This is a genomic window from Serratia sp. ASV30 (assembly GCF_016428815.1).
Lineage (GTDB): Bacteria > Pseudomonadota > Gammaproteobacteria > Enterobacterales > Enterobacteriaceae > Chania > Chania fonticola_C.
Genome location: NZ_JAELTL010000124.1, coordinates 1 through 3,194, shown reverse-complemented (window position 1 = coordinate 3,194; position 3,194 = coordinate 1). Strand labels below are relative to the sequence as shown.

Below are 3,194 nucleotides of genomic sequence, written 5' to 3'. Positions count from 1 at the left end.
CCCCCCCCCCCCCCCCCCCCCCCCCCCCCCCCCCCCCCCCCCCCCCCCCCCCCCCCCCCCCCCCCCCCCCCCCCCCCCCCCCCCCCCCCCCCCCCCCCCCCCTTTAGTTGGCATCGTCGGCAGCGTCAGATGTGTATAAGAGACAGGTTCTTGCTCTCGCGTATGACAGCTTGGGTTGAGCATCAGGCCGGTATGAGTACCAACTTCGTCACCTATTATCAGCCCGAAAAAGGCAAGCCTTTTGAAGTAGAGCATATTTGGGCTGATAAATTTACAAACCATAGGGATGAGTTTGAGCAGGAGCATGAATTTTATCATTACCGCAACCGCATCGGCGATCTGGTGCTGTTACCACATGGAACAAATCAATCTTATGGTGACTTATCATATGAGGATAAGCAACCTCACTACATTAAAGAAAATCTCTTGGTGAAGTCGCTGTGTCTACTGGCATATAGTAATAATCCTAATTTTACCCGTTTAATACAAGATGCAGGATTGCCTTTCAGATCACATGTATCGTTTAAAAAGCAGGATGTGGATACTCGACAGCAGCTCTATCGCGCCATTTGTGAACAAATTTGGCCTCAAGAACTGAGTTAATAAAGTAATCGTATAATTTGTATTTAACCGTGTAATAATAGTGGCATAGTGAATTGGGATACCATATAAGAGGTAACATCATCACCTCAGCATACAAAAGGTGATCTTATGACCGGACGTACCAGAAGTGGCGGTAGTGATTGAATTGTGATCGCGATCCTTTGTCGGCTGGTCAATGTTACCTCGTATGACAGCAAAGTTTGCCTGTGATGCGTTACAAATGGCATTCTAGCGGCGAAAAACCCAAAGAATGCCATTGTGTGCACTGATCGTGGCAGGCAGTACTACTCGGTAGATTATCAGGCACTGCTGAAGCAACATAATCTGCATGGCATTATGAGCTCGGCAGGATGCCTGTGCGGAGAACTTCCTCCACTCACTGAAGGTGGAATGTATACACAGAGAGCGTTTTATCAGCCGAGAAATGATACGAGCAGCGGTGTTTAGCTATATAAATGCGATTATAATCGGTGGTGTCGTCTCAGTGCCTGTGGCGGTCTCATTCCGGAAGAATTTGAAAACAAGTACCTCACTTAGGCTAAGTCCATTGTTCATGGGTCAGATCAGTCTCTCAGCCATGCATCAGAGAGAGAGAACATTAATCCATTGATATACAAATGCCAGTAGATTTCTATTGAACTGAAATCTACTGGCATTTATAATACTCGGTTGCATAATTCACGTTACAGGTCATACAGTTATGAGTTATTCCGCTTATGAAGTTATCCAAGAAAAACGTCTGAGGCCATGGCAGGGTGAAGAGGAGGTTCGCTATATCTGGAATAAAGCCATTGAAGATGCGACCGGACTACATCTTAATGCGGAAAGAGACCGTAACGACGCCAGCTTGAATCACGTCATCATTGAGTACAAATCCCCTGGCTTCTTCAACGGCAAAAAAGATAGTCCTTCGTTTAAAAATGCCATGCAAGAACGTTTGTTGCCCTATATTCAGAAAAAATCAGCTAAAACAGGCATATCTGAGTCTGATTTCATTGGAATCGCAATTGATGGCGAACATATTTGTTTCGCTCAAGTTATCCATGGCGCCATCAAAACCCAACACCTCATGCCATTCTCTCCTGAGTCTGTTGAAATGGTACTGGATGCATTTCGTTCAGATACGCGCAAGGGATTGACAATTGAGAATTTACTTGCTGACTTTGGACATGGTTCTCCGAATGCAAGAGCTTTTATGCAACACCTGTCTGATGGCTTAAATCATTATTTAAACGCAACAGGTAACAATAAGATAAAAATGCTCTTCGAAGAATGGAGAACAATGTACGGCCAAGTTGCTGATATGTCTGTGCTTCAATCTGATGCGATCAACAAAGAGCTTGCGTTTGACTGGAAAGGTCCTTCCAGAGATTCAATCTCAGCACGTTTATTCATCATCCACACATATAACTCGATGTTGATCAAGCTACTTGCTGCGGAAATCATCGCTGCTCATGGTTTAACTTCAACTGAACAACCAGCGCAAAGCATGGCTGCATTGAAAAATGATGTTCAAATGCTCGATTTTTTGGATCAAGCTATTGAACGTTCATCGTTGTTCAAAGAGGCTGGCATTAACGGGTTTGTCGAAGAAGCAATCTTTAGTTGGTATCTCGATTTGGGCAGAGACAACATAATTGCAGGTTTGTTACCAGCTCTACGTCGTTTACTTTCTATGTTGTCACTCTATCGATTAGACCGATTGGAACGAACCCGGGATATATTGCGCGACTTATATCAAGGGCTTGTCCCTGGGAAATTACGTCAGAGCCTTGGTGAGTTTTACACGCCGGACTGGCTAGTAGATTTCACCCTTACAAGGGTTGCCGACCATGACATTTTGCAGCAACGTGTACTAGATCCAACCTGCGGCTCAGGGGCTTTCTTACTGTCTGTAATACGAAAAAAGCGCGAACTGGCAAACAACGCAAACTGGGATGTCCGGAAAACCCTGAGCTGCCTTTGCGAAAGCGTTTGGGGCTTTGATCTTAACCCACTGGCCGTTCAAACCGCACGCGTAAACTTCTTAATCGAAATTGCGGATCTTCTCGCGCAGTGCCCAGGCTTTGAAATTGAAGTACCTATACTCATGGCCGACGCTATTTACTCCCCAGCGGCTTCGCCAGATGACGCAATGTCAGTTGTTGAATATAAGATTGGAAGCCAGGTAGCAAAACTAGATATCCGTTTACCTGCGGAACTTGCTTTAAATCGTGAACTGCTCGACAACGTATTCGAGCGCATGGGGCAAGATGTAGAACAAGGACTTGAATTTACTGAGGCGAAGAAAAAAATCTTGGCTTACAAATTGATCGAACCACTAAAGCTTGAACAGTGGGAAAATCCTTTACGCTATACATATGACCAAGTGCTTAATCTTCATAAAAAACAGTGGAATGGAATTTGGTTTCGTATCGTCAGAAACTTTTTCTGGTCAGCTACTGCAGGTCAATTTGATCTTATAATTCTGTCTCTTATACACATCTCCGAACCCACGAGACAGGAGGTAAAAAAGGGGGGGGGGGGGGGGGGGGGGGGGGGGGGGGGGGGGGGGGGGGGGGGGGGGGGGGGGGGGGGGGGGGGGGGGGGGG

Annotated in this window: 2 protein-coding genes and 1 pseudogene; all 3 read left to right on the top strand. The window is 46.2% G+C overall.

The annotated features are described in order from the left end of the window. The first annotated feature begins 162 nt into the window (after nucleotides 1-162). Complete coding sequence (locus JHD74_RS25560) at nucleotides 163-603, top strand: DUF1524 domain-containing protein (RefSeq protein WP_233169683.1); 441 nt, start codon at nucleotides 163-165, stop codon at nucleotides 601-603. Nucleotides 604-754: 151 nt separating this feature from the next. Further along, nucleotides 755-1,140: pseudogene (locus JHD74_RS25555) on the top strand (IS3 family transposase); the annotation flags it as partial. Nucleotides 1,141-1,303: 163 nt separating this feature from the next. Beyond that, the coding region (locus JHD74_RS26980) for an N-6 DNA methylase (protein WP_304621719.1) at nucleotides 1,304-3,194 on the top strand (1,891 nt) is incomplete at its 3' end.

Excerpts from the sequence above, each read along its gene's own strand:
- JHD74_RS25560 (WP_233169683.1), top strand. The coding sequence starts at position 163 with ATGACAGCTTGGGTTGAGCATCAGGCCGGTATGAGTACCAACTTCGTC.